This is a genomic window from Longimicrobium sp., from assembly GCF_035474595.1.
In the GTDB taxonomy this organism is placed as follows: domain Bacteria; phylum Gemmatimonadota; class Gemmatimonadetes; order Longimicrobiales; family Longimicrobiaceae; genus Longimicrobium.
On sequence record NZ_DATIND010000028.1, the window covers coordinates 47,268 to 71,338 of the forward strand.

The 24,071-nt window shown below is 70.3% G+C and carries 25 protein-coding genes; 13 read left to right on the plus strand and 12 right to left on the minus strand.

What is annotated here, in order from left to right; translation table 11 throughout:
* The first annotated feature begins 53 nt into the window (after positions 1-53).
* Together VLK66_RS05130 and VLK66_RS05135 are read left to right on the plus strand one after the other, a co-directional pair.
* Positions 54-3,203, plus strand: a complete 3,150-nt coding sequence (locus VLK66_RS05130) for a CHAT domain-containing protein (protein WP_325308304.1) — start codon at positions 54-56, stop codon at positions 3,201-3,203.
* A gap of 168 nt (positions 3,204-3,371) precedes the next feature.
* Positions 3,372-4,169 carry a hypothetical protein gene (locus VLK66_RS05135; protein WP_325308305.1) on the plus strand — a complete coding sequence of 266 codons (798 nt, stop codon included), beginning with the start codon at positions 3,372-3,374 and terminating at the stop codon, positions 4,167-4,169.
* Between the two features lie 4 nt (positions 4,170-4,173).
* On the opposite strand, the gene VLK66_RS05140 is transcribed toward VLK66_RS05135, so the two are convergent.
* Both VLK66_RS05140 and VLK66_RS05145 read right to left on the minus strand, forming a co-directional pair.
* Positions 4,174-5,076, minus strand: coding sequence for a hypothetical protein (locus VLK66_RS05140; RefSeq protein ID WP_325308306.1), 903 nt, complete (start codon positions 5,074-5,076; stop codon positions 4,174-4,176).
* A gap of 72 nt (positions 5,077-5,148) precedes the next feature.
* Positions 5,149-5,928, minus strand: a complete 780-nt coding sequence (locus tag VLK66_RS05145; protein ID WP_325308307.1) for an RNA polymerase sigma factor — start codon at positions 5,926-5,928, stop codon at positions 5,149-5,151.
* 187 nt (positions 5,929-6,115) lie between these two features.
* Here VLK66_RS05145 and VLK66_RS05150 point away from each other — a divergent pair, with 187 nt between their 5' ends.
* The 3 genes from VLK66_RS05150 to dut all read left to right on the plus strand — a co-directional run bounded on the left by VLK66_RS05150 (position 6,116) and on the right by dut (position 8,812).
* Positions 6,116-6,967 (plus strand): caspase family protein, encoded by an 852-nt coding sequence (locus VLK66_RS05150; RefSeq protein ID WP_325308308.1) that lies wholly within the window; start codon positions 6,116-6,118, stop codon positions 6,965-6,967.
* A gap of 107 nt (positions 6,968-7,074) precedes the next feature.
* Complete coding sequence (gene ald / locus VLK66_RS05155) at positions 7,075-8,193, plus strand: alanine dehydrogenase (protein WP_325308309.1); 1,119 nt, start codon at positions 7,075-7,077, stop codon at positions 8,191-8,193.
* 181 nt (positions 8,194-8,374) lie between these two features.
* A complete protein-coding gene (gene dut, locus VLK66_RS05160) occupies positions 8,375-8,812 on the plus strand; it encodes a dUTP diphosphatase (protein ID WP_325308310.1) in 438 nt (145 codons plus the stop codon).
* A gap of 80 nt (positions 8,813-8,892) precedes the next feature.
* On the opposite strand, the gene VLK66_RS05165 is transcribed toward dut, so the two are convergent.
* The 6 genes from VLK66_RS05165 to VLK66_RS05190 form a co-directional block, all read right to left on the minus strand.
* Positions 8,893-9,069, minus strand: a complete 177-nt coding sequence (locus VLK66_RS05165; protein WP_325308311.1) for a hypothetical protein — start codon at positions 9,067-9,069, stop codon at positions 8,893-8,895.
* A 2-nt stretch (positions 9,070-9,071) separates the two neighbouring features.
* Positions 9,072-9,260 carry a hypothetical protein gene (locus tag VLK66_RS05170; RefSeq protein WP_325308312.1) on the minus strand — a complete coding sequence of 63 codons (189 nt, stop codon included), beginning with the start codon at positions 9,258-9,260 and terminating at the stop codon, positions 9,072-9,074.
* A 14-nt stretch (positions 9,261-9,274) separates the two neighbouring features.
* The gene (locus VLK66_RS05175) at positions 9,275-9,478 is read right to left on the minus strand and encodes a hypothetical protein (protein ID WP_325308313.1); all 204 of its coding nucleotides are present in this window, start codon (positions 9,476-9,478) and stop codon (positions 9,275-9,277) included.
* A gap of 295 nt (positions 9,479-9,773) precedes the next feature.
* Positions 9,774-9,980 (minus strand): hypothetical protein, encoded by a 207-nt coding sequence (locus tag VLK66_RS05180; protein WP_325308314.1) that lies wholly within the window; start codon positions 9,978-9,980, stop codon positions 9,774-9,776.
* Between the two features lie 61 nt (positions 9,981-10,041).
* The gene (locus tag VLK66_RS05185; protein WP_325308315.1) at positions 10,042-10,227 is read right to left on the minus strand and encodes a hypothetical protein; all 186 of its coding nucleotides are present in this window, start codon (positions 10,225-10,227) and stop codon (positions 10,042-10,044) included.
* Positions 10,228-10,336: 109 nt separating this feature from the next.
* On the minus strand, positions 10,337-10,486 hold the full coding sequence (locus VLK66_RS05190) for a hypothetical protein (protein WP_325308316.1): 150 nt from the start codon (positions 10,484-10,486) through the stop codon (positions 10,337-10,339).
* A gap of 501 nt (positions 10,487-10,987) precedes the next feature.
* On the opposite strand from VLK66_RS05190, the gene VLK66_RS05195 reads away from it, so the two are divergent.
* The 6 genes from VLK66_RS05195 to VLK66_RS05220 all read left to right on the plus strand — a co-directional run bounded on the left by VLK66_RS05195 (position 10,988) and on the right by VLK66_RS05220 (position 17,410).
* A complete protein-coding gene (locus VLK66_RS05195; protein ID WP_325308317.1) occupies positions 10,988-12,025 on the plus strand; it encodes a rod shape-determining protein in 1,038 nt (345 codons plus the stop codon).
* Positions 12,026-12,035: 10 nt separating this feature from the next.
* The gene (gene mreC / locus VLK66_RS05200) at positions 12,036-13,127 is read left to right on the plus strand and encodes a rod shape-determining protein MreC (protein ID WP_325308318.1); all 1,092 of its coding nucleotides are present in this window, start codon (positions 12,036-12,038) and stop codon (positions 13,125-13,127) included.
* Between the two features lie 13 nt (positions 13,128-13,140).
* Entirely contained in the window at positions 13,141-13,617 is a 477-nt protein-coding gene (mreD, locus tag VLK66_RS05205; RefSeq protein ID WP_325308319.1) for a rod shape-determining protein MreD, read from the plus strand.
* A 49-nt stretch (positions 13,618-13,666) separates the two neighbouring features.
* Complete coding sequence (rodA, locus tag VLK66_RS05210) at positions 13,667-14,908, plus strand: rod shape-determining protein RodA (RefSeq protein WP_325308320.1); 1,242 nt, start codon at positions 13,667-13,669, stop codon at positions 14,906-14,908.
* 126 nt (positions 14,909-15,034) lie between these two features.
* Complete coding sequence (gene accD / locus VLK66_RS05215) at positions 15,035-15,910, plus strand: acetyl-CoA carboxylase, carboxyltransferase subunit beta (RefSeq protein WP_325308321.1); 876 nt, start codon at positions 15,035-15,037, stop codon at positions 15,908-15,910.
* A gap of 207 nt (positions 15,911-16,117) precedes the next feature.
* Positions 16,118-17,410, plus strand: coding sequence for a folylpolyglutamate synthase/dihydrofolate synthase family protein (locus VLK66_RS05220; protein ID WP_325308322.1), 1,293 nt, complete (start codon positions 16,118-16,120; stop codon positions 17,408-17,410).
* 123 nt (positions 17,411-17,533) lie between these two features.
* Here the strand turns inward: VLK66_RS05220 and VLK66_RS05225 are convergent, their stop codons facing one another.
* The 4 genes from VLK66_RS05225 to VLK66_RS05240 all read right to left on the minus strand — a co-directional run bounded on the left by VLK66_RS05225 (position 17,534) and on the right by VLK66_RS05240 (position 22,062).
* Entirely contained in the window at positions 17,534-17,935 is a 402-nt protein-coding gene (locus VLK66_RS05225) for a hypothetical protein (RefSeq protein WP_325308323.1), read from the minus strand.
* 296 nt (positions 17,936-18,231) lie between these two features.
* Entirely contained in the window at positions 18,232-18,927 is a 696-nt protein-coding gene (locus tag VLK66_RS05230) for a metal-dependent hydrolase (protein WP_325308324.1), read from the minus strand.
* A 198-nt stretch (positions 18,928-19,125) separates the two neighbouring features.
* Positions 19,126-20,811, minus strand: a complete 1,686-nt coding sequence (locus VLK66_RS05235; protein ID WP_325308325.1) for an ATP-dependent DNA helicase RecQ — start codon at positions 20,809-20,811, stop codon at positions 19,126-19,128.
* A 357-nt stretch (positions 20,812-21,168) separates the two neighbouring features.
* Entirely contained in the window at positions 21,169-22,062 is an 894-nt protein-coding gene (locus VLK66_RS05240) for a DMT family transporter (RefSeq protein WP_325308326.1), read from the minus strand.
* Positions 22,063-22,224: 162 nt separating this feature from the next.
* Between VLK66_RS05240 and tmk the strand changes: the two genes are divergently transcribed.
* Both tmk and VLK66_RS05250 read left to right on the plus strand, forming a co-directional pair.
* A complete protein-coding gene (tmk, locus tag VLK66_RS05245) occupies positions 22,225-22,959 on the plus strand; it encodes a dTMP kinase (RefSeq protein WP_325308327.1) in 735 nt (244 codons plus the stop codon).
* Positions 22,960-23,332: 373 nt separating this feature from the next.
* Entirely contained in the window at positions 23,333-24,025 is a 693-nt protein-coding gene (locus VLK66_RS05250) for an OmpA family protein (RefSeq protein WP_325308328.1), read from the plus strand.
* Positions 24,026-24,071: the final 46 nt, after the last annotated feature.

Genomic DNA, 24,071 nt, shown 5'->3' on the forward strand with positions numbered 1-24,071 from the left:
CCACCCACCGCTCTGGCACCTCGCAGCCTCCCCCCCCGCCAACCGGCCGTTCCATGAACAACCTGATCGCTCGCGTTTCGTCTCGGATTTTTGCGCGGATCACCCGCGCACGCGCGTTGGTGCCCGTCGGCGCGGTCGCCGTCGCCGCAGTCGCGGCCGTGGTGGTGGTTTCGTGCGACCGCGGCTCGACGCCGCTGGTGCGGCAGATCGCCGCTCGCGGATTGCCCCGACCCTACGGCCCGCGGATCTCGATCGCAAAGAGGTTCCGCGCCTGCGCTCCAAACGCGAAACAGGAGATCCCTGTATCCGACTGCGCCGAGCGTGTCAGGATCGACGCGGATGAGCGGCTGCACGAGCTGCAGGTCCGGGCAAGGACCGAAGCAGAGTCCGGTGACCCGGAAGGAATCCACGCTGACGCGATGCTGGACCTGATGTGGGCCGACACCGGCGTGGCCAGCGTCTCGCGTGCCATCGAGCGTCTTCTGGAACTGGCCAGCGCGGACGAAGCGTCCGCGGACGTGCTCTCGGACCTGTCTGCCATGCTGCTGGTGCGTGCCGGGTGGAAGCAGTCCTACCTCGACCTGCTCGCGGCCGCCGAAGCGAGCGAGAAGGCCGTCGAACAGGACTCCACGCTCGAAGAAGCGCTGTTCAATCGCGCTTTCGCACTCGAGCAGCTCCGGTTCGAGACGGAGGCTGCCGAGGCTTGGAAGGCGTACCTGGCGGTCGACTCGGAAAGCGAGTGGGCAGAAGAGGCACGCCGGCACGTTGCCGCACTGCGCTGGACGCCCCCGCCGCCGCCAAATCCGCAGGCAAGCGACTCGGCGCTGAAGGCCCTGGCCAGGACGTCGCCTCAGGAAGCGCGAGAGTTCGCCTGGGACACGCTGCTCCGCGAGTGGGGCCGCGCCGTTCTGGCCCAGGAGGGCAGGTCGGCGGAAGGATCGCTGCACCGAGCCGAGATCGTGGGGCGCGAGTTGGAGGAGCAGGGCCTGGACGCATCGACCGCGGATGCGGTGCGTGCGATCCGCTCCGGGCCTCCGGCGGTGATCCGCCGGCTGGCACGCGGGCACCAGTCCTTTGGAGAGGCGCGGAAAGCATCCAACTCCCTGCGGAACGAAGACGCCGAGCGCCTGTTCGCGATCGCACGCGATTCGGGTGCTGTGTCGCTTCCGTTGCGCGCGTGGGCGGCCGTTCATCTCGCACCCGTCGCGAGTGGTCGAGAGCCGGCCGACCGCGTTCTGAGTGAGGTGCTCGCGAGCATCGATACCCTGCGCTACCCGGCGCTTGCCGGGAAGGCGAACTGGACCCTTGGCATGTTCTACGTAAGGAGGGACTCCGCGAAAAAGGGGTTGAGCCCGAACCGGGCCGCGGTTTCGATGTTCCAGCGCAGCCGCGAAATCGAGAATCTCGCGGGCGCGCAGGGGGGCTGTGCCGATGCGGAACACATGACGGGCGACAGGCTGGGCGCGTACAACGACGCCAACCGGGCCGTGGCGATGTTGGGGGAGTACGGAGATTCTCGGGCCTTCAGCCGCATCTGGCCGTTGCTGGCGACTTGGCTGTCGGAGGACGGCTACACGAAGACGGCGCTTCGTGTCAGCGCCGAAAATGTCGCAGCAGCGCAACGTTCGGGCGTGGACCTGCTGATGGCCGAAGCCCACGATTTCTACTCGGAGGCCCTCGCGCAGGAGGGAGATACCGCAGCGGCGTTGGCGGAGCTCGCGGCCGCCGCGCCCCGCGTCCAGCGCCTCGACGGCCGGGCTCGTGAGTATTTCACGGCCGTACTCGGAGCCACGGATGGAGCGATCGGCCTGCAGCACGATCCTGACGGCGCCGTTTCGAAGCTGACCAAGGCGCTGGCGTATCTCGACCGGCCGAGCACCGGCGTTCCACTCCGCCTGATCCACGTCCTGCTTGCTCGTGCGGATGCCTGGGCGGCACTCGGTGAAGCCGATTCCGCACGGGCCGACACAGAGTACGTTTTGAAGAGGATCACCGACGCCCGGGGGGGGCCCACTGGCTGGCGGATGAACCGCGAGCTCAGCCAGCGGGTGCGATCCACACTCAACAGCGTTGTCCTCCGCCTCGTGGCGAAGCAGAAGCCCGGGGAAGCCCTGAAGCTGCTGGAGACCGGGCTGGCGTCGCTGGGCCCGAACGGCACGAGCGCGCTCCCTTCGAGCATGCCTGCCGGACAGGTCGCCGTGCGTTACGCAGTGATCGGGGACACGCTGCTCGCCTGGACGCTGACCAGCGGCGGCCTTCAGGTCGCGAAGACACCGGTCCGCGGGCGCGACCTGGCCCAGCGCGCCAAGCACGCGCGCGACGCGCTGCAGCACCGGGATGACAACGCTGCCGGCCCGGATCTGGAGATTCTGTACGACTGGCTGATCCGTCCCATCGAGGCGAGGCTGGCCGCGCCCGACACCTCCCTCGTCATCATCCCGGACGGCGCGGTGGCCGGAGCGCCTTTCCTGGCGTTGAGGGACCGGCAGACGGGCGAGTACTTCATCCAACGTCATGCGGTCCGCCTCGCCGCAACGATAGCGCAGGCGGGCGAAGCCGCTCCCGACTCATCATCCGGCGACACCGTGGTGGTCGTGCTGGATCCCGCGTTCGACCGGCAGCTGTATCCCCGGCTGCGCCTGCTTCCCGGTGCGCGGCAGGAATCGGCGGCCGTCCGCGGCTGGGCAGCCGGGCGCCCGCTCGTCTCGCTGGCGGCGGCCAATGCCAGCGCGAGCGCCCTCTCCGCCCTGCTGCCGCGCGCGTCGGTGCTGCACTTCGCGGGGCACGCCATCTCCAACGAGGACGAGCCGGGCAGCTCGTTCCTCGTGCTCGCGTCGGGCCGGGGGGAGCCGGATGCCGGCCGGCTCACCGCTGCGCAGATCGCCGGGATGAAGCTCGACGGCCTTGACCTCGTCGTGCTCTCCGCCTGCTCCACGCTGAACGACGCGAGGGGCGGAGCGGCCGGGTTCACCGGCCTCGGAGGGGCATTCCTCAGCGCGGGGGCGCGTGGAGTGATCGGGAGTCTGTGGCAGGTGAACGACGATCGGACCAGCCTGCTGATGCAGGAGTTCTATGCGAAGTACCGCACGAACCGCGATGCTTCATCGGCACTGCGCCAGGCGCAGATCGAGATGCTGAGATCCAACGACGCGCGGAAGAACTCGCCGGCGTCGTGGGGCGGATTCGAGTACGCGGGGCGCTGACCTCCCGCAGGCTCAAAACGAAAAAGGGGCGATCCCGGCACGGATCGCCCCTTTCAGCGTCCACTAGAGGAAACGGAAAAGCAGAGTCCCGGTCCGTCGAAGTACTGCGACGCCAGACGGAGGCAGTTCGGCGGATCGCGGATCATCCCCATGACTGCGGAGGAATCAATGTCGTTCACCCTGAGAGTGTCGTTCCACGGCATGTGCCTGTTCGTACGCGACGGAACGCAGGCGCTGCACGTGCTGATGCCCGCCACGGGCGGCGCGGAAGAAGGCGACGGCTGCGGCTGCGTGGAGCAGCACTCGCCGCGGCTGATCTTCGACAGCGCGTACCTCCGCCCGCAGCAGACGGGGCTGGATGACGCGCTGGTGCACTGCTCGATGCTGAACAAGGCGCTGGAGTTTCCGCAGGCGGGGAACGCGCTCGACAACACGCTCCCGGCGGGGCTCGCGAAGGTGGGGGAGGTACGCGCGGACGTACTCGACGGCACGAACACCGACCTCGTGTCCGCGCGCGTGCTGCTGCGCAACGGCAGCCTGAGCGACTACGCGAAGGGCGACTGCTGGACTTGGCAGGGGCAGCTCCAGCGCCTGAGCCACATCATCGAGTGGAGCATCACGGACGTGCCGGGCGACTCGCTCTCACTGTCGCTGCAGGGGCTGAGCGGCGCGTTCGCCGGGAGCGTGCCGACGCTTCACCCCGTCGACGGCGTGGTGGAGGTCGAGGTGTGGCACGCACCGCATACCGAGCTGCCGCCGGACTACATCATCCCGCCTCCGCCCGCCGCGCGCGGCGGCGCCCAGCACTTCTCCAGCTACGGCAAGCTGCTGCAGGCTGGCACGGTCGATCTTCCGGAGTACGAGCCGGATGCCTGCCTTCCCATCACCAATCCCGGGAAGTACGACGACGGGCCGAAGAGTTCCGTGACCTACTCGTGCGTGAGCGCCGAGGGGTTCAAGCCCTGAGCGCTCACCCCACCTCGCTCAGGAGATCGTCGAGGGCCTTCTGAAGCGCGGGCCAGTCCGGGGTGCGCTTGTCGCGGAGCGCCCCCCGGGCACGGCCGATCGCATCGTGAGCCGGCCCGTTCAACCCGTCACCCGCATCTCCCTCCAGGTACTTCCGCATCCGGCGGTTGGAGAAGAATGCCGCGTCCTGCTCTTTCGCCGCGACGCGTGCGGTCTCGATCCACCGGCCCAGTACCACCCTGTCCCGCTGAAGTAGATCCTCCGCACGCGCGATGCGCTGCTGCACCAGCGCGAGCGACGCCGTATCCTGTCGTCGCGCCAGCGTTCGAAACGTCTCTGCCTCACTGGGGGCGCCGTCCGGTCCCTCGAGCACGCCCGCCACGCTATCGGCGAATGCGGAGATTCGCGTGCGATCTCCGGCGCGCGCGGAAAGCTCCAGGTCCGCCGCGAACACGCCGAAGCGGACCGACGTCGCCCCGGGCCCGAGCGCGGTTTCGTCGCCACGGGTGAGCGATCCCGCCGCCACCAGGCCCACAGGCACACCGCGCTCCGGGTGCGAGAGCGCCGCGACGGGTGAAAACTCTTCCGACCCGCGCGTGAGCAGCAGCCCGCCGCCGATCGCCAGCACGGCCACCGCGGCCGCGGAAAGCACGGCCGGGCGGCGCCACACCGGCGGCCGGTGGAACTTCCGCGGCTCGGCCTCGGCCGGTCGCGGCGTGGTGATGGGGATCACACCGGCGGCGCGGTCCTCCTCCTCCAGCTCGGCGGTGATCCCGGCGGAGTCCAGGAGGAGCTCGAGATCGTCCCGCGAAAGTCCCAGCTCCGCCAGCAGCGCGGCACGCTCCTCCTCGCCGAGTTTTCCATCGAGGAGGGCCGCGATCCTCTCATCGTTCGTCAGGGGTTCCATCCATCCCTCCGGTCGTGGGGCTTTACGAGGTTGGACGGGCACGTCCGACGATTGTCGCACCCGGGACGGTTTTCATTCGTCGTCATCGATGAGCCCGGGAAGCCGGTCCTTCGAGATTCCTGAGGCTTCGAGCGAACGTCTCAGGTGCGCGTGGATCCGGTCGAGACGGCGGTACAGCGGCTTCTGCTCGATGCGCAGCGCTCGCGCGATGTCCGCAACCGTGGAGCCTGCCCAGTACCGCATCTTCACGATCTCCCGGTCCTCCTCGGGAAGCCCTTCCATCGCGGTGGCGAGCAGCGCCCAGACCGCGTCGCGCTCGTGTTGTGCTTCCGCCTCCAGCAGCGTGCCGTCGGCCCGCTCGGACGAAGTCGCCGTCGCGAGCGGGGCATCGCCCACGGCCCTGGGACGGCCCCGTTCCGCCGACGGAAGCTCGCCCAGCAACTTCAGGGCATCGCGGTCGGAGAGGTCCGGCTCGCCGCGCGCTCGCAGCGTTTCGGCCGCCTGCAACGGTGTGAGCCGGTCGCGGCGCACCAGCCGTTCCAGGCTGATTGCCACCGGGCCTTTGCGGCGCGCGGCCGCAGACGGGCGCCAGCGCCCCAGCTGCGACACGCGGTAGTCCTGATACAGCCGGTTGATGACGACCGTGAGATAGGTGGTGATCAGGCTTTCGCCCCGGAACTTCCGCAGCGTGGCGTAGTCGTCCTCGATGAGCTTGAGCTTCACCCACGACGCGAACTCGTCGGCCTCGTCGGAGCTCAGCCCCTGCCGCCGGGCGATGGCGGCCGTGACCCGGTCGATCCAGGCGAGGTGGCTCACGAGGAGCTCTGAGTAGTCGTCCTGCCGTTCGGGCATCGTCGTGGGCACGCCGGAGCGGGGAGCGCGGTGAACTTCTGCGCGCGGGGATCTGTCCGGGACAGTTCGCGTAACGTATCACCACGTCGAAGTGGCATCAAGCCAACGGGTTTGCGAATTTCCGCGCCCACGGCCGTCCAACCGGTGCCGCACGGTATTCGCCAACTCCCGAACCGGAATCCGGACCATGGCCGCTCGAGGCATCTCCCTGCACATCGGCGTGAACCACCCCGACCCGAAGCTCTTCCGCGAACTCCGCCCGCTGCGCGCGTGCGAGAACGACGCGCACGCGATGGAGGCGCTCGCCCGCGAGCAGCGGTTCGACACACGGTGGACCCTCACCGGCGAGGCGGCGACGGAACCGCAGGCGAAAGAGAAGATCCGCGACGCGGCGGGTCTGGTCGGGAGCGACGGGCTCTTCCTGCTCACCTTCTCCGGCCACGGGAGCCGCGTGGCCGACCAGGACGGCGACGAGGGCGACGGCTACGACGAGACGTGGTGCCTGTTCGACGGGGAGCTGGTGGACGACGACCTGTTCCGCCTCTGGGGCGAGTTTCCGCGTGGTGCGCGCATCGTCGTCCTCTCCGACAGCTGCCACAGCGGAACGGTGATCCGGACGGGCGAACGGAAGGACGGGGCGGCCGCGCGCGACCGCGCGCCCGTGCTCCGCGGCGGCCAGCGTCGGGAAATGCCCGAGGCCCGCTGCCGTCCACCCGGCGTGGGCCGGCGCTTCGCGGACGGGACGGTGGCGGAGGTCGGCGCGAGCGTGCTCCTTCTTTCCGCCGCGCTTGACAGCCAGACGGCGGCGGACGGCCCACGCTACGGCGCGTTCACCGGGGCGCTGCTGGAGGCGTGGGATGGAGGCGGTTTCACCGGGACGTACGGCGACCTGCAGGCCCGCATCTACCAGGGCGTGAGGCGGCGGCGTCTCACGCAGGAGCCGGGGCTGGAGCGGGCGGGGGTGCGCAACGACGACTTCGAGGCGCAGCGGCCCTTCACCATCGAGCCGCCGCCGGCCGGGATCGTGCGCCACGGGTGAGCCCGGTTCACCCCTCCCTCGCCAAACGCGGGCGGGCGTGTATATTGTGCGCCCGCCCGCTCGTTGTCCCGCGGGCCCTCAATCAACAGCCTGAACGAAGACCGACGATGATCATCGGGGTCCCGAAGGAAATCAAGACGAACGAGAACCGCATCGCCCTTGTCCCGGCGGGCGCCGAGGCGCTGGTGCAGGCCGGCCACACCGTGCTGGTGGAGCGCGGCGGCGGGGTGGGAAGCGGCTTCGAGGACGAGCAGTACGTGGCCGCCGGCGCGCAGATGCTGGACGTGGAAGACGTCTGGGCGCGCGCCGAGATGATCATGAAGGTGAAGGAGCCGATCCCGGTGGAGTACCCGCGGATCCGCGAGAACCAGGTGCTCTTCACCTACTTCCACTTCGCCGCCGACGAGACGCTGACGCGCGCCATCATCGACACCAAGTGCGTGGCCATCGCCTACGAGACGGTGCAGCTGCCCAGCAACGAGCTGCCGCTGCTGACGCCCATGAGCGAGGTGGCGGGGCGCATGGCCATCCAGGCCGGCGCCAAGTACCTGGAAAAGTACTACGGCGGCCGGGGGATGCTGCTGGGCGGGGTTCCCGGCGTGGCGCCCGCCAACGTGCTGATCATCGGCGGCGGGGTGGTGGGGATCAACGCGGCCAAGATGGCGGCGGGCTTCGGCGCGCGCGTCACCATCCTGGACCTGTCGCTGGAGCGGCTGCGCTACCTGAGCGACGTGATGCCGGCGAACGTGGAGATGATCTACAGCAACCGGCACAACCTGCTGGAGCGGCTGGAGCACGCCGATCTCGTCGTCGGTGCCGTGCTCCTCCCCGGCGCCAAGGCGCCCAAGCTGGTGAAGCGCGAGGACCTGAAGCTGATGAAGAAGGGCTCGGTGATCGTGGACGTGGCGGTGGACCAGGGCGGCTGCGTGGAAACGATCCGCCCGACCACGCACGAGAACCCGATCTACGAGATCGACGGCGTGATCCACTACGGCGTGGCCAACATGCCGGGGGGCGTGCCGCGCACCTCCACGCTGGCGCTGACCAACGCGACGTTCCCGTACGCCGCGCGCCTGGCCAGGCTGGGCTGGGAGCAGGCGTGCCGGCAGGACCACTCGCTGCTGCTGGGGCTGAACATCGTCGGCGGCAAGGTGGTGTACCCGGCCGTTGCCGAGGCCTTCGGGCTGCCCATCTCGCAGGTCGACGAGGTCCTGCGGACGAGCTGAACCGCGGGGGACAGGTTACAGGAGACAGGGGACAGGAACAGCCGCGGCATTCGCGCTGGCCTGTCCCCGCTCCGTTTCCATGGGTTGCACGCAAGCCCGACCGTTGCCGCGGCATCGGCCAGCCCGGACCTTCCTGCTGTCCCCTGTCCCCTGTCCCCTGTCCCCTGTCCCCTGTCCCCTGATGTTCGTCCGCTTTCGCCGCCTGCCGAGCAATCCCGACCTTCCGCTCCCCGCGCGAGCCACGCCCGGCTCGGCCGGCTTCGACGTGGCCAGCTGCGAGCCGGACTTCGTGCTGCAGCCGGGGGAGCGGCGGCTGGTGCACACGGGGCTGGAGATGGAGCTGCCGCACGACGTGGAGTGCCAGGTGCGGCCGCGCTCCGGGCTGGCGCTGAAGCACGGCATCATGCTTCCCAACTCGCCCGCGACCATCGACCCGGATTACCGCGGCGAGCTGCGGGTGATCGTGTGGAACTCGGGCGCGGAGCCGGTGCCGGTGCCGCGCGGGATGCGCATCGCCCAGCTGGTGTTCGCGCGCTTCGAGGTGCCGGAGATCGTGGAAGCCGACGACCTCAGCGACAGCGGGCGGGGGACGGCGGGATTCGGCTCGACGGGTCACTGACGGCGGGTCGATCCGGAGGATGCGAAAGGGCCGGCACCCGCGCGGGTGCCGGCCCTTTCGTTCGATGCGATGCGGCACCGTCAGGGCGTGCAGGGGCAGCAGGTCGGGTTGGTGGCCAGCGTGCCGATGGTGCAGACGACCTTCAGCGTCTGCTGCTCCTCGCGCGCGTGCACCGTGCCGATCCCGTGCGTCACCTCGGGCGAGGTGGGGAAGGAATCCACGGCCAGGCGGTCCAGATCGAGCTTCAGCTTCGGCATGTTCAGGGCTCCGGGTAGCGGGGAGTGCAGGGGCAGCAGGTGGGGTTCGACTCCAGCCAGGTGCTGCCGCAGACGGTCTTCAGCGTGGGCTGCAGCTCGCGCCCGGCGACGGTGCCCGCGCCCGCGGCCACGCCGAAGGCGGTGAAGGAGTCGACGGACAGCGCGTCCAGGTCCAGCTTCAGCTTCTTCATCTCGCGGCCTCCGTTCAGCAGCGGCAGAGGGTGGTGGCGCTCGTGGGGCAGTCGCCCGTTGGGCACGCCTCGGTCGGGCAGAGGTTGAGCGAGGGGCAGCTCGGGATCGTGGGCCCGGCCTCCTGCCCCCGCACCGTCCCGTAGCCCGCCACCTGGCGCGGCAGCGTGGAAAAGGATTCGACGGCGAGGTGCTCCATCTCCAGCGCGAGCTTCTTCATCGCCTTCTCCGGATTGGAAGGCATGGGCCCGGGTGCTCGACGAAGGGACTCGCCGCCGCACGACCGTTCCGGGCTGAAAGGAACGCCCGCAGGAACGCACGGTGGATGCCGGTGAGGCCGTCCGCGCCGGGCGGCGGAGGATGGAGGTGAAATCGAGGCGGGATGCGGATTTCCGCCGCATGGGACAAGCGAGCGGGCGGCGGAGCGAGTGGTTCGCTCCGCCGCCCGCACCGTTTCGATGAACGGGGCTGCCCCGAAATTCAGAATCGCCTCGTCTCCGCGCCGGGCGGATCGCTCAGCTCGCCTGCTCGACGCAGGTGGTGGCAGTCGAGGCCGGCGGGCAGAACGCCTCCAGGTACGACGCACCGGTGGTGCAGCCGCAGGACGCGTAGGGAGGCGTGGGCGCGTCGTACGCCTGCACGGTGCCCTCCTCCCGCTCGGGGGCGGCGATCGCGAACGACTCCACGGACAGCGTGTCGAGCTCGAGCTTCACCTTCTTCATCCATGCCTCCGGATCAGGGCGAGACGCGGGGACGGCGGCGCGCCGCCCCCGCACTGCGGGCTCAGTCCACCAGCTGCGGCGGTGGGCAGAACGCCTCGAGGTACGACGCGCCCGTGGTGCAGCTGCAGGTCTTGTACGGCGGCGTCGGCGCGTCGTACGCCTCCACCGTGCCCAGGTCGCTTCCACCCGCCGCGGTGGGGAACGACTCCACGTCCAGCATGTCGAGATCGAGCTTCACCTTCTTCATCCGTGCCTCCGGTCTGGTGGGATGGAGATGCCGGGGCCGGTCTGCGCCGATCCCGGACGTGCGCACGCCCGGCGGGAGGTGATCTCCACGCCGGGCGTGCGGTCGTGCTTCAGCGCTGCCCGCCCAGGGCGCAGGCCGCCACGCAGCTGATCAGCGAACACCCCCAGGTCCGGGTGTCGCGCTCGCTCTCGCGCGCCTGGGGCGCGGTGGTCCACGAGACGACGGCCAGGGAATCCACGTCGAGCTTGAGCTTGCCCATCCTGACCTCCGGAAAGGGTGGCGGCACAGCGCTGGTGATGATCGGGAGGATGAACAGTGGTGGAAAACCGCTGGTGACGCAAGACGCCCAATCTGTTCTCCTGATGGCCGTAGAAGATCGGTACAACGACAATCCGGCACCACTTCCAGAACGGCAGTGCGAAAGTGCGAGAGGGCGAAAGTGCGTGGGCTTCGGCGCGGGACAGCTTCCGGCCCGAGATCCCGACCCATTACCGTGACTGACGCACTCACGCACTCACGCACTCACGCACTCACGCACTCACGCACTCACGCACTCACGCACTCACGCACTTCCTCCCGGCATGGCCCGTGCATCGGGCCGGGCTCGCGACGCGGCGAAACCGCGGCGCTCGGGTTGCGTGCACCGGGGGGCGGGCGTAGCTTTTTCGGGTTCCGCAAGTCCTTCGTACACTTGGGGCTCACTACCCGAACGTGTCCGGCGCGCCAGTTCCGCGCTCCGGCGGAAAGTCTCGGTCCGCACATGGCATTGGGCTGGTTCAAGAAGGGGAGCTTTCTCCCGGTCAACGACATCGCCGTTGACCTGGGAACCGCGAACACCCTGATCTACGTGAAGGGCGAGGGGATCGTCCTGAACGAGCCGTCGGTGGTGGCGCTGGACAAGGCGAGCGGCAAGCCCAAGGGGATCGGGCTGGAAGCCAAGCGGATGCTGGGACGCACCCCCGAGGGGATCCTGGCCGTGCGGCCGCTGAAGGACGGCGTGATCGCAGACGTGGACGTGACGGAGATCATGCTCCGCTACTTCCTGCAGAGCGTGACCTCCAAGCGCTTCCTGAAGCTGAAGCCCACCGTGGTGGTGGGGGTGCCCTCGGGCATCACCGAGCTGGAGCGGCGCGCGGTGCGGCAGAGCGCGGCCGCCGCCGGGGCCAAGGAAGTGTACATGGTGGCCGAGCCCATGGCGGCGGCCATCGGCGTGGGGCTGCCGGTAGAGACGCCGACCGGGAACATGGTGATCGACATCGGCGGCGGGACCACCGAGATCGCCGTGATCGCGCTGTCCGGCATCGTGTGCGACACCAGCATCCGCGTTGGCGGCGACGAGATCGACATCGCCATCGTCACCTTCCTGCGCAAGAACTACAACCTGATGATCGGCGAGGCCACGGCCGAGGCGGTCAAGATCCAGATCGGCAGCGCCTTCAGCACCGGCGAGGAGCGGGAGATGGACGTGAAGGGGCGCGACCTGGTGTCGGGCATCCCCAAGACGGTGCGGGTGCACTCGCAGGAGATCCGCGAGTGCATCCAGGAGCCCATCCAGGCCATCGTCGAGGCGGTGCGCCGCGCGCTGGAGATCACCCCGCCGGAGCTGGCCAGCGACATCGTGGACCGGGGGATCGTGATGACCGGCGGCGGCGCGCTGATCCGCGGGCTGGACGTGCTGATCGCGCGGGAGACCAACCTGCCGATCCACGTGGACGAGGAGCCGCTCACCTGCGTGGTCCGCGGGGCCGGGCGGATCCTGGACGACATCGCCAAGTTCAGAGGAGTCCTGGCCTCGTGAGGGGCGGCCGATGAGCACCTTCAGACCCTACCTGCGCGGCAGCGGCGAGCGGGCGCGCAAGCGCGACCTGGCCTCGGCCGCGGGCTTCGCGGCGCTGGGCGCGCTGCTGCTGGTGATCCCGGCCGCGTACCGCGACGCCGTGGGCCACGCCGTGCGCACCACCGTGCTGTACCCGGTGATGGCCATGCAGCACGGCTCCAGCGACCGCGAGGGGCGCTACGCCGACGCCGCGCGCATCCGCGCCGAGCGCGACTCGCTGGCCGGCGTGCTGGTGGGGCAGAGCAACCTGGCGGCCGAGAACCGCGAGCTGCGCTCCCTGCTGGCCTTCCGCCCGCGGCTGACCTACTCGTTCACCAGCGCCGAGGCCGACCGCCTGTCCGGCCCGGGGTCGGCGGGGACGCTGCGCCTCTCGGTGGGCAGCCGCGACTCGGTGAAGCCCGACGCGCCGCTGGTGACCGCCAACGGGCTGGTGGGGAAGGTGTGGAAGCTGGGCGAGGCATCGTCCGTCGCGATCGACTGGACGCACGACAAGTTCGCGGTGGCGGTGATGACGGTGGACGGCGAGACGTACGGGATCGCCACGCCGGCCAACGACCCGCAGGGCGAGCGGGTGCTGGCGCTCACGCCGGTGGCCTTCCACACCGTGCCCGACACGGGGTCGATCGTGGTGACCAGCGGCGACGGCGCGCTCTTCCCCCGCGGCATCCCGGTGGGCAAGGTGATCGGCGAGGGGAAGCAGCCGGGCGGGTGGCAGCGCACCTACTTCATCCGCCCGCTGGTGAACCCGTCGCAGATGTCGCACGTGCTGGTGCTGGGAAGCCCGACCACGGCGGCCAGCGACCAGAACCTGGCGGCGGCGTGGGGGGTGCGGCTGACCACCACCGAGGTGGCCGACACCAGCGCCCGCGCGGTGGCCCCCGACGCGGCCACGCCCATGGCGCCCACCATCCGCACGCAGCAGCCCGCCACGCCGCGCCCGCGCCCCAGGCCGCGGCCGGCGCGGCGCGACCCCACGCCCGAGCTGCCGGGGAAGCCGGTGTTCCCGGGCGAGCCGCGCGTGCCGCCGGGGTTCCGGCCGCCGCCGCCCACCCCCCGACGGTGAACAGGAGCGAGGGATGACGGAGGGGACGCGGTGGAAGTTCGCGGTGTTCATCGTGGTGCTGGTCGCGCTGCACTTCATCCTGCGGGTGGGGCTGGGCCTGGGCGTGCTGGCTCCCGACCTGCTGGTGGTGGCGCTGCTCCTGGCGTCGCGCCGGCTGCGCCCGGGAACGGCGGCGGGGCTGGGCTTCCTGCTGGGGCTGCTGGAGGGCTCGGCCAACCCGTTCGTGTTCGGGGTGGCCTCGCTGGCGCTGGCCATCCTGGGCTACCTGGGCTCGCGCTCGCGCGAGTGGCTGGCGGGCGACGACCCGCTGAACATGGTGGCGTTCTTCTTCGCCGGAACGCTGCTGTACGAGCTCCTGCTGTACGTGATGCTGGCGGTGGGCGGCGTGGGCGGCTCGGTGATGGCGCTGCTGATCCCCGCGCTGCTGGCCTCGGTGTACGCGGCCGCCGTGGGGCTGGGCGCGTCCACGCTCTACCGGTCGCTGGCATGAGGGTTGATGATGCTGCGGCGCATGCACCTGCCGCTGCCGAGGTGACCGCGTGAGGCGCTACCGCTCGTTCGTGCTGGGAGACCCCATCCTCTTCGGCCTGGTGGTGGGGCTGGCGATGTTCGGCATCGCCATGATCTACAGCGCCGGGGTGCTCGACGTACCCGACAAGACGGTGACCGGGGCGTGGCGCCAGCAGCTGATCTGGTTCATGCTGGCGCTGATGATCGTGCCCTTCATCCTGCGCGTGCCCATCGGCTGGCTGGAGTGGGCGGCGCAGCCGGCGTACGCCGTGGCGCTGCTGATGCTGGTGGCCACCCTCTTCTTCGGCGGCGGCGAGGGCACGGCGGCCAGCACCAAGAGCTGGCTGACGGTGGGGCCGCTGCACCTGCAGCCCAGCGAGGTGGCCAAGATCGCCACGGCGCTGATGCTGGCGCGGGTGCTGGGCGAGTGGCGCGAGCCGCCCAAGACGCTGTGGGGGCTGTGGAAGCCCATCGTGGTGGTGATGCTGCCCATGGGGCTGGTGATGCTGCAGCCGGACCTGGGGTCGGCGCTGGTGTTCGCCTCGATCCTGGTGTGGTGCCTGTTCTGGGCGGGCACGCCGCTGTCCACCATCTTCTTCCTGGTCTCGCCCATCCTCAGCCTGTTCCTGTCCATCAGCTGGCAGGTATGGGGCGTCTACATCGTCCTGATGCTGGTGCTGCTGCTCAGGCGCGACGCGTTCATCTCCGAGAAGGCCACCATCTGGCTGGCCAACGCCATGGCGGGCGCCGCGGCGCTGCCGCTGTGGAACAAGCTGCAGCCGTACCAGAAGAACCGCTTCATGGTGTTCCTGGACCCCATGATCGATCCGCGGGGCGCCGGGTACAACCTGATCCAGAGCCGCGTGGCCATCGGCAGCGGCGGGTGGCTGGGGCGCGGGTGGCTGCACGGCCCGCAGAAGCGGCTGGCCTTCCTCCCCGAGCAGCACACCGACTTCATCTTCTCGGTGATCGGCGAGGAGTTGGGCTTCATCGGGGTGCTGGCGGTGCTGGGCTGCTTCGGCTTCATCTTCTGGCGCCTGGTGAAGATCGCCGAGCGCAGCAACGACCCGTTCGCGTCGCTGGTGCCCATCGGCATCTTCGGGAGCTGGTTCGCGCACGTGCTGATCAACGTGGGGATGACGGTGGGGATCATGCCGGTCACCGGCATCCCGCTCCCCTTCATCAGCTACGGGGGCTCGTTCCTGCTGGTGAACCTGCTGGCGATGGCGGTCATCCAGCGCGTGGCGGCGGAGACCGGCCGGGCCAGATAAACCGAAGTGCGGGAGTGCGGAAGTGCGTGAGTGCGTTGGATTCTCCGGAGTCCGGCGCACTGGCGCATGTCGTTGCACCGTTCCCCGCGCACTTTCGCACTCACGCACTTCCGCACTTTCTTCGATATGGCCTGGTTCAAGAAGCCCAAGACGCGGCTGCAGGCGTCCGACAAGCGCGACCTGCCCGGCGACGTCTGGGAGAAGTGCCCCAGCTGCGGCGAGATCCTGTACCGCGAGAAGCTGAAGGAGAACTGGCAGGTGTGCCCCAACTGCGGGCACCACCACCGGCTCTCGGCGGGCGGCTACGTGGCGCTGCTGATCGACGACGGCACCTTCCGCGAAACCGACCGCGACCTGCGCTCGGGCGACCCGCTCCAGTTCGTGGACCTGAAGCCCTACCGCGAGCGCCTGGCCCAGGCCGAGCGCAAGAACCCGCACGGCGAGGCGGTGATCACCGGCACCGGGGCGCTCGAGGGGATCCCCGTTTCCATCGGGGTGATGGACTTCTCCTTCATCGGCGGGTCGATGGGCTCCGTGGTGGGCGAGAAGCTGGCCCGCGCCGGGATGCGCGCGCTGGAGAAGCGCACTCCGCTCCTCATCGTTTCGGCCAGCGGCGGCGCGCGGATGATGGAGGGGATCTTCTCTCTGATGCAGATGGCCAAGACGTCGGCCGTCCTCGCGCGGCTGAACGAAGCGGGGCTGCCGTACGTCTCCATCCTGACGGATCCCACGACGGGCGGGGTGACGGCGAGCTACGCCATGCTGGGCGACGTGAACGTGGCCGAGCCCGAGGCGCTGATCGGCTTCGCGGGGCCGCGGGTGATCGAGCAGACGATCAAGCAGGAGCTTCCCGAGGGCTTCCAGCGCTCCGAGTTCCTGCTGGAGCACGGGATGCTGGACCTGATCGTCGACCGCCGGAAGATGAAGGCGGAGATCGCCCGCGTGCTGCGCCACATGCTGGGCCAGCCGGCGCCCGAGGAGTTCGCGGGGGCGGAGGCCTGATCTCCCATCTCCCGCCAATGAATTGGCGGGCAACAACAGCACAAAGTCCCTGCGGGACTGCTCCCCGGCATTCGGGCCATGCACCAGCATTGGTGTTGCCGCCGGGTTCTCCCCCTCCCCCGCGGAGCGGGCGGAGGGGGCTGCCTGGCGGGCAGGATGCTTTCGCGGCGCACTGATTCTATCTCGAACTGTCGGAACTGACGGGTGATGAAGGACGACCAGCCGGGCGCATGGCTGTTCGCGCGGCCGACCGGCGGGATTCGCTGGGGGCTGGAACGGACGCAGGAGCTGCTCGCCGGTGTGGGGGACCCGCACCGGCGCTTTCGTTCGCTCCACGTGGGCGGCACCAACGGCAAGGGCTCGGTTTCCGCGCTCTGCGACGCGGCGCTGCGCGCGGCCGATCCGTCGCGCGTGGTGGGGCTCTACACCTCGCCGCACCTGGTGTCGTTCGACGAGCGCATCCGCATCGGCGGGCGGCCGGTGGAGCGCGAACTGCTGCTGGCCTGCGAGGCGCGCCTGCGTCCCGCCATCGAGCGCACCGGCGCCACCTTCTTCGAGGCGACCACCGCCATCGCCTTCCTCTGCTTCGCGGAAGCGGGGGTGGAGATGGCCGTCGTCGAGGTCGGGCTGGGCGGGCGGCTGGACTCGACCAACGTGATCACCCCCGAGGCCTGCGCGGTCACCAACATCACCCGCGACCACACCGAGTACCTGGGCGAGGCGCTGGAGGAGATCGCATTCGAGAAGGCGGGGATCTTCAAGCCCGGCATCCCCGCGGTCGTCGCGGAGACGGAGCCGCGGGCGCTGGACGTGCTGCGGCGGCGCGCGGAGGAGGTGGGCGCGCCGCTGACCGAGCTCGACGCGGATGCCGTCGCCGACGTGGTGCCCTCGCTGGAGGGGACGGTGTTCGAGCTGGAGTCGCCGCGGTGGGGCTCGCGCGAGGTGCACACGCGGCTCGTGGGCGAGCACCAGGCGCGCAACGCCGCCGTCGCCGCCGAGCTGCTGGGCCAGCTTCCGCGCGCCATCCGCCCGTCGTGGGAGGCGGTCGAAGCGGGGTTCGCGTCGGTGCGCTGGCCCGGTCGCCTGCAGGTGGAGCGCGTCCGCGGCACCACGTGGGTGTTCGACGTCGCGCACAACGAGGCCGGGGTGGCGAGTCTGGCCGCCGCGCTCGACCGCCTCCGCCTGCCGCGGCCGGTGGTGCTCGTCACCGCCATCCTGAACGACAAGGGATGGATGGAGATGCTCCCGCCGCTCCTGTCCCGCTCGGACGCGGCGGTGCTCACCGTCGCCCCGTCGTCCCCCGAACCCCGCCGCTGGGACCCGGCCGGAGCCGCGGCGCGCATCGGCGATTCGTCTTCCATCCCCATCCGCGTCATCCCCGACTTCGCGGCCGCCCTGCAGCGCGCGGAGACGCTGGCGCCGCACGGCACGATCCTCGTCACCGGCTCCGTCCATACTGTCGGAGACGCGCTGCGGGAGCTGGGGATCCCGGTGTTCTGAATCTCCTGCGCTTCTTCTGACATCGCTGGATCTCACGCGGAGACGCGGAGGCGCGGAGGTGCTTGGCTGCCCCCTCCGCGACTCCGCGTCTCCGCGTGAGATCAGCCGAAGCCGAGGATCGCGTCAGGCGCTGTGCGGCGCGAAGTGCAGCGGCCGCCGCGGGCGCCAGAGGAACGGGGAGACGGCGAGGGCGACGAGAATGAGCGGCCAGAGGCGGCCTTGCAGCAGGTCGTAGTTGGCGAACAGCTCGGTCCAGCTCGCGCCCATCGCGTAGTGCCCGAACCCGAACTCGAACAGCACCGTAAGCGCCACCCACGCGCCGGCGACCTCGGTCCTCTGAACGGTCGACAGACTCTGGGCGGCGGCAATGAACGGGCGCGTGATCAGCAGGATCAGCCCGATCCCCATCGCCACGCTCACCACCTGCGCCGCCGCGGCGCCGATGCGTGGCTCCACCATCGCGCGCAGCGCTCCGTTCGCCACCATCGCGACGACGAGCACCAGCCACACCCGCAAGGCACGCATCCACACGGTCCACCTCCGTGGGCTGAAAGCGAACATCTACCTGATGCTCAAGATGCATCTCGCCGCGGCGGGTGCGGTCGGGATTGCCCGGATGCGGATGTAGAGAAATCCCCCGGATGCGAGGCGTCCGGGGGATTCGAATCTCCATTCGCCGGGTCAGCAATCCGGCGGGATTGCAGGCTGACGTGCGGGGCCGGCTATGGATCCTTCGGCCTGCAAAGGCTTGTGCGGAGAAAGGTTACAGTGTGGCCGGCCTCAGGATGACGTCTTTCCCGAGGGCGTGCGTATAATCGGCATCAACCGGCGGGGCGGGGGACGGCGCCGAAGGCGGTCTGGGGGATCTGGGGGGTGACTTCGCGGTGGGCGTCGGCCCACCACCCCCAGAGCGGGAGGAGCCACATCGCCAGCGTCATCCACGCCACCGTGCGTACGTCCGGCGGCGGCGGGCCGAAGGTGTTGGCGGCGTAGACGATCAGGTAGAACGCCATCAGCGCCCAGAATACCCATCGCCCCACGCCGTCGCGCGCCCGAGTCGTTCCGAGATAGATCAGCAGCCCGACCGCGAAGAGCAGGAGCTCGACCGCGAGGGTCAGCGGGAGCGAGTGCCACATCCCCAGCCCCACCTTCGCACTGCCCGGCCAGAGCGGGAGATCGGGGCGGTGCGTGAGCCAGTCCAGCACCCAGTGGCTCAGCACCAGGCAGCCGACCGTCCACGCGCCGAAGCCGTAGCGCGTGACCGCGTAGTACACGCCGCCCGCGAGCACCGACCAGCCGAGCGCCGCCACCAGCGAATGCGAGATGGGATAGGAGACGAAGTCCAGCGGCGTGAACGCGGTGTTCCCCGGATCGATGCGCACCCGCTCCCACCCCAGCAGCAGGAAGACGGGCCAGAGCAGATCGAGGAAGATGGCCGCGCCCAGCAGGATGCCGAACGAGGTGCGGGGCGCGGCGCGCTTCCCCGCGAGCGCGGCGGCGGTGTGGCCGAGGAACATGGTGCGAAAGTGCGAAGGTGCGAGAGTGCGAAAGTGGCCGGGAGGCGAGCGGATGCGCCGATTGGCCGCACGGCGTCAAGCTAATCCCACTCTCGCACTTTCGCACTCTCGCACTTTCGCACCCAACGAAGGACGGCCGCGGGCGATGAACCCGCGGCCGTCTCCAGAGCCCGTGCGGCGCGCCAGAAAAATCTCCCGTCAGTCCACCGGCTTCAGGAACTCGGTGCGGATGGTCCGCGTGCCGTGGCCGGCGAAGTCCACCTCGGCGCGGTCGCCGTCGATCCCCAGCACCAGCCCCTCGCCGAAGGTGCCGTGCACCACCTCGTCGCCGGCGGCGAAGGCGGCGGGCGCCTCGTCGGGGACGGGGGGCGTGACCACGCGGTCCACCAGCGCCTCGCGCCGGGCGCCGCGCTCCGCCTCGTGCTTCGCGCCGCCGGCGGCGGTCTCGTTGTCGCAGTGGCCGCAGACGAAGTCCTCGGCGCGCTCCTCGCCGAAGTACTCCAGGATCATCTTGGTGCGGCAGCGCGCGGTGCGGCAGTAGCGCACCATCTCGTCCAGCTTGCGGCGGTCGCGCTGGCGGCGCTCCTCGTAGTCGGTCAGCTCGCGGCTGAGGTCGGCGGCGGTCACGTCGGGCGCCATCCGCTCCCACAGGCCGCCGCGGTGCTCGCGCACCATCGCGTGCCGCTTCAGCAGGGTCAGGACGATGCGGGCCTTCCGCCGCGGCACGTCGGCCATCTCGGCGATCTGGTCCAGCTCGCGCTTTTCCTCCAGAGGCATGTTGTTGACGATGCGGGCCACCGCGATGGCCTCCTGCAGGTCGGGGTACTTGCCGCCCAGGAAGTAGCCCTGCACCGCGCTGTCCTCCACGCGGTAGAAGATGGTGCAGCGCGCCGGCAGCCCGTCGCGCCCCGCGCGCCCGGCCTCCTGGTAGTAGGCCTCGAGCGAGCCGGGGAAGTGATAGTGGATGACGAAGCGGATGTCGGGCTTGTCGATCCCCAGCCCGAAGGCGTTGGTGGCGATCACCGCCTTCACGTCGCCCGCCATGAAGCGGTCCTGCGCCTCGTGCCGCTCGGCGGAGCCCAGCTTGCCGTGATACAGCGCGAGCGGATAGCGCTTCCCGAACTCGTCGTGCAGCCGCTCGGCCTCCTTCACCGTGGCCACGTACACGATCCCCGTGCCCTGCGAGTTGCGGAGGTAGCGGTCCAGCGCCGCGTCCTTCTCGCTGTCGTTCACGGTGGGAACGACCTCGAGGAAGAGGTTGGGGCGCACCAGCTCGGCCACGTGCACCAGCGGGTCGCGCATCCGGAGCTGCCGGCCGATGTCCTCGCGCACCTCGGGACTGGCCGTGGCGGTCAGCGCCATCACCGGCGGGCGCCCCAGCCGGTCGGCGATGGCGCCCAGCATCATGTAGTCGGGGCGGAAGTCGTGCCCCCACTGGCTCACGCAGTGCGCCTCGTCCACCACGAACAGGCTCACCTCGCGCTCCAGCAGCAGCTCGAAGAAGTCGCGGTCGCGGAAGCGCTCGGGCGTCACGTACAGGATCTTTCCCGTCCCCGACACCGCCGCCTCGGCCTCGCGCTTCTCCGCCGCGCTGAGCGACGAGTTGATGGTCCACGCCGCCACGCCCAGCTCGTCGAGCTTGTCGGTCTGGTCCTTCATCAGGGCGATGAGGGGCGACACGACCAGGGTGAGGCCGGGGAGGAGGAGGGCGGGAAGCTGGTAGATGAGCGACTTGCCGGCGCCCGTGGGCATCACCACCAGCGCGTCGCGCCCGCCCAGCACGGAGCGGATGACCTCTTCCTGGCCGGGGCGGAACTCGTCCAGGCTGAACTCGGAGCGGAGGATGGAAAGCAGGTCCGTCCCCTCGTCTTCGGTGACGCTCAAGTTGGGCTCGTGGCTCGTGGTACCGGTCTGCTGCGAACGCCGGGCGGAAGAGCAAGCACCGGACCACGTGCGGGAGTGCGAAAGTGCGGAAGTGCGGAAGTGCGGAAGTGCGGAAGTGCGGAAGTGCGGAAGTGCGGGAGTGCGGAAGTGCGGAAGTGCGGAAGTGCGGAAGTGCGGAAGTGCGGAAGTGCGGGAGTGCGGGAGTGCGGGAGTGCGGGAGTGCGGGCGCGAGCCGATCCCTGATCCGAGCCGAACAGCCTCGCGCAGTTTGCGAGGCTTCCCGTTGTTGTTGCTGCGACGCTGCGACTTCAGTCGCCGGTGCCGTCGGAGCCTCGGCCATCAGGTTCGGGCAGCGGGTCAGCCGCCCTGCCATCCCTCCTCCGCTTCCGTCGGCACTTCCGTGCGCCGCGACGTCAGCGTCGACCCCGCGCTCGCGGCGATGACCAGGGCGACGGCGAGCCACTGCAGGCGCGTCAGGAACTCGCCCAGGAAGGCGAGGCCGGCCAGCGCGGCGACTGCGGGCTCCAGGCTCATCAGGATGCCGAAGGTGCGCGCGGGGAGCTCCTTCAGCGCGATCATCTCCAGCGTGTAGGGGATGGCGCTGGAGAGGAGCGCCACGCCGACGCCCGCCACGAACCGCCCGGCGGTGAGGTGCGCGAACCCGCCGGCGGCGATGGAGACCGGAAGCGCGGTGATCGCCGCGATCATCATCCCCGTGGCCACCGCGGCGGCGCCGGGAATCATCCGCGACACGCGCCCGCCCAGCAGGATGTACGCGCCCCAGCACGCCCCCGCCGCCAAGGCCAGCAGCACGCCCAACGGGTCCACGCCGCCGCCCGTCCACGGCGCGATCAGCGCGATCCCCGCCGCCGCGAGCACCACCCACGCCACGTCGACCGCCCGGCGCGAGCCGAACACCGCCACGCCCAGTGGGCCCACGAACTCCACCGTCACCGCCAGCCCCAGCGGGATGCGGTCGAGCGCGAGGTAGAACACCAGGTTCATCACCCCCAGCACCACGCCGTACGGCACCAGCGCGCGCCACTCCCGCGCGGTCAGCCGCCGCAGCGACGGCCGGAACGCCGCCAGCAGGATCAGCGCGGAGATCCCGATCCGCAGCCCCACGGTGCCCGCGGGGCCGAGCACGGGAAACAGCCCCTTCGCCAGCGCCGCGCCGCCCTGCACGCTGACGATGGCGCCGAGGACCGCCGGGAGCGGAGGAAGGGCCGGGAGATGCGATCGCTTCTTCATCCGCTCGGGATAAGGCGCGGCACGCGCGGGGTCAAGGATGGAGACGGCGGGGATGGAGATGCCGAAGGCGTACCCGCGCGGGCGCACTCGTGGCGGCGCGCGTCCGCAACCGGTAGATTCGCCGCCGGACCCGACGCAACCCACACCACGCCCACACGGCTGATGGCCGACACGCCCCACGCGCAGGACGCCGGCAGTGCCCGCCGCGGGAAGTTCATCGTCCTGGAGGGGATCGACGGGGCGGGGACGACCACGCAGCTGAACGCGCTGCGCGACCACTTCGTGCGCACCGGGCGCAAGGCGTTCTTCACGCACGAGCCCAGCGACGGCCCCGTGGGGATGCTGATCCGCCTCGCCCTGCAGAAGCGGCTGGTCGGCGCGAACTACGACCTGCACGACCCCGAGCACCCGCCGCTGGCCGGCGCCGCGGCGTTCGACGCCGACGCGCTGGCGCTCCTGTTCGCGGCGGACCGCGCGGACCACGTGGCCGCGCAGGTGCTTCCGAACCTGGAGGCGGGGCGACACGTGGTCTGCGACCGGTATCTCCTTTCCACGCTGGCGTACCAGGGGCAGACGACGGACCTGGAGTGGCTGCTGGAGATCAACCGCCCGGCCATCGTCCCCGACCTCACCATCTTCCTCGATGTCCCCCCCGGCGAGGCCGAGGCGCGGATGCGCGGCGCGCGCTGGAAGAAGGACATCTTCGAGACCCCCGAGCAGCAGCGCCGCGTGCGCTCGCGCTACTTCGAGCTGATCCAGCGTGACTTCCGGCAGCGCGGGCGCGTCGAGATCATGGACGCCTCGCGCCCCGCGCCCGAGGTCTCGCACGACCTGATCGCCGTCCTCGACGCGTTCCTGAACGACGGAGATGGAGAGCGTCCCCCGGCGGGAGGCTGACCTCCGCGGCTCAAGGGTGAAGCGGTGATGAGTTCTCCGCGACTCCGCGTCTCCGCGTGAGATCCCGCGATGCCGGCCGAAGCGAGGTAGATGGAGATGCCGGGTGTCCCACCAGAGCGCAGACGCGTGCACGCGTGGGTGGACACCTGTGCGGCGGCGATACAGGCATGATCCGGCGGATGACGGGTATCAGGCAGGCACGATAAAGCCGATCTGTCGCGAGATCGCAAGTGTTTGCTAGGATTGGACTTGCGTGGCGCGTGACGGGCGGGGCGGCGCGCGCCATGGGCTCCGGGACGGCACCGGGCTTGCAAACCCGGAGGCCAAACCCACCAGTTCCGGAGATGGAACGCCCCTCTACGGGAGGATGAGGATGATGAACGTGCATGCGAAGAAGCTGGCCGCCATGGCCTGCGCGGTGTCGCTGGCCGGATGCGCCAGCCTGAACAACACCCAGAAGGGCGCCGCGGTCGGCGCGGGCGCCGGTGGCGCCATCGGCGCGGTGATCGGGCACAACACCGGGAGCACGGCGCGCGGCGCCATCCTGGGCGCGGTGATCGGCGGCGCGGCGGGCGCGGTGATCGGCCACCAGATGGACCGGCAGGCGCAGGACCTCCAGGGCGACCTGGGGCAGAACGCCAGCGTGGAGCGCGTGGGCGAGGGCATCGCGGTGACCTTCGCGTCGGGGATCCTGTACCCCTTCAACTCGGTCGACATCCTTCCCGCCGGGCGCGAGAACCTGCGCCAGCTCGCGCAGAGCCTGCAGCGCTACCCGGGCACCGAGGTGCTGATCGTGGGCCACACCGACAACGTGGGCTCCGATGCGTACAACATGAACCTGTCGCAGCAGCGCGCCGAGGCGGCCCGCGGCTACCTGGTCTCCATGGGCGTGCCCGCGCAGCGCATCCGCACCAGCGGCCGCGGCGAGAGCGAGCCGGTGGCCTCGAACGAGACCGAGTCGGGGCGCCAGCAGAACCGCCGCGTGGAGGTCGCCATCTTCGCGAACGAGCAGTACCGCCAGCAGATCCTGAATGAGTACGGCCGCGGCGGCAACCCGGCCCCGTGACCTGATCCGGGTTCGCACGAACGTCTCGCCCCCGGCGCCGCACTGG

Bases quoted from the DNA above. Each gene is read 5' to 3' on its own strand.
- VLK66_RS05175 (WP_325308313.1), bottom strand. From the start codon at position 9,478: ATGAAGAAGCTCGCGCTGGAGATGGAGCACCTCGCCGTCGAATCCTTT.
- tmk (WP_325308327.1), top strand. From the start codon at position 22,225: ATGGCCGACACGCCCCACGCGCAGGACGCCGGCAGTGCCCGCCGCGGG.
- VLK66_RS05250 (WP_325308328.1), top strand. From the start codon at position 23,333: ATGATGAACGTGCATGCGAAGAAGCTGGCCGCCATGGCCTGCGCGGTG.
- VLK66_RS05180 (WP_325308314.1), bottom strand. From the start codon at position 9,980: ATGAAGAAGGTGAAGCTCGAGCTCGACACGCTGTCCGTGGAGTCGTTC.
- ald (WP_325308309.1), top strand. From the start codon at position 7,075: ATGATCATCGGGGTCCCGAAGGAAATCAAGACGAACGAGAACCGCATC.
- VLK66_RS05225 (WP_325308323.1), bottom strand. From the start codon at position 17,935: ATGCGTGCCTTGCGGGTGTGGCTGGTGCTCGTCGTCGCGATGGTGGCG.
- VLK66_RS05195 (WP_325308317.1), top strand. From the start codon at position 10,988: ATGGCATTGGGCTGGTTCAAGAAGGGGAGCTTTCTCCCGGTCAACGAC.
- dut (WP_325308310.1), top strand. From the start codon at position 8,375: ATGTTCGTCCGCTTTCGCCGCCTGCCGAGCAATCCCGACCTTCCGCTC.
- VLK66_RS05165 (WP_325308311.1), bottom strand. From the start codon at position 9,069: ATGCCGAAGCTGAAGCTCGATCTGGACCGCCTGGCCGTGGATTCCTTC.
- VLK66_RS05190 (WP_325308316.1), bottom strand. From the start codon at position 10,486: ATGGGCAAGCTCAAGCTCGACGTGGATTCCCTGGCCGTCGTCTCGTGG.
- accD (WP_325308321.1), top strand. From the start codon at position 15,035: ATGGCCTGGTTCAAGAAGCCCAAGACGCGGCTGCAGGCGTCCGACAAG.
- VLK66_RS05145 (WP_325308307.1), bottom strand. From the start codon at position 5,928: ATGCCCGAACGGCAGGACGACTACTCAGAGCTCCTCGTGAGCCACCTC.
- mreD (WP_325308319.1), top strand. From the start codon at position 13,141: ATGACGGAGGGGACGCGGTGGAAGTTCGCGGTGTTCATCGTGGTGCTG.
- mreC (WP_325308318.1), top strand. From the start codon at position 12,036: ATGAGCACCTTCAGACCCTACCTGCGCGGCAGCGGCGAGCGGGCGCGC.
- VLK66_RS05140 (WP_325308306.1), bottom strand. From the start codon at position 5,076: ATGGAACCCCTGACGAACGATGAGAGGATCGCGGCCCTCCTCGATGGA.
- VLK66_RS05135 (WP_325308305.1), top strand. From the start codon at position 3,372: ATGTCGTTCACCCTGAGAGTGTCGTTCCACGGCATGTGCCTGTTCGTA.
- VLK66_RS05230 (WP_325308324.1), bottom strand. From the start codon at position 18,927: ATGTTCCTCGGCCACACCGCCGCCGCGCTCGCGGGGAAGCGCGCCGCG.
- VLK66_RS05130 (WP_325308304.1), top strand. From the start codon at position 54: ATGAACAACCTGATCGCTCGCGTTTCGTCTCGGATTTTTGCGCGGATC.
- VLK66_RS05150 (WP_325308308.1), top strand. From the start codon at position 6,116: ATGGCCGCTCGAGGCATCTCCCTGCACATCGGCGTGAACCACCCCGAC.
- VLK66_RS05220 (WP_325308322.1), top strand. From the start codon at position 16,118: ATGAAGGACGACCAGCCGGGCGCATGGCTGTTCGCGCGGCCGACCGGC.
- VLK66_RS05240 (WP_325308326.1), bottom strand. From the start codon at position 22,062: ATGAAGAAGCGATCGCATCTCCCGGCCCTTCCTCCGCTCCCGGCGGTC.
- VLK66_RS05170 (WP_325308312.1), bottom strand. From the start codon at position 9,260: ATGAAGAAGCTGAAGCTGGACCTGGACGCGCTGTCCGTCGACTCCTTC.
- VLK66_RS05185 (WP_325308315.1), bottom strand. From the start codon at position 10,227: ATGAAGAAGGTGAAGCTCGATCTCGACATGCTGGACGTGGAGTCGTTC.